This window comes from Xenorhabdus santafensis (assembly GCF_033949405.1).
Classification (GTDB): domain Bacteria; phylum Pseudomonadota; class Gammaproteobacteria; order Enterobacterales; family Enterobacteriaceae; genus Xenorhabdus; species Xenorhabdus santafensis.
The window spans coordinates 1-300 of record NZ_VCDN01000423.1; the positions used below are offsets into that span (position 1 = coordinate 1).

Below are 300 nucleotides of genomic sequence, written 5' to 3' on the forward strand. Positions count from 1 at the left end.
ACGCGATATAAAAGCGAAGATTACCTCGACAAAGAAAACGAGTCAAATTACGAAAGCGATGGAGATGGTATCTGCATCTAAGTTAAACCGTGCAGAACAAAATGCTAAATCTTTCGTTCCGTATATGGAAAAGATTCAAGAAGTAGTAGCGAGCATTGCGCAAGGAAGTAAAGGAATTAATCATCCAATGCTAAATGCGCGTCCTGTAAAGCGTACAGGATACATCGTTATTACATCTGATCGCGGACTAGCAGGTGGTTATAACAGTAACGTATTACGTACAGTAAGTAACGTAATTCG

At 39.7% G+C, this 300-nt stretch carries 1 pseudogene; it reads left to right on the forward strand.

Going from position 1 to position 300, the window contains the following annotated elements:
* A pseudogene (gene atpG, locus FE392_RS22970) lies at positions 1-300 on the forward strand (F0F1 ATP synthase subunit gamma); the annotation flags it as partial.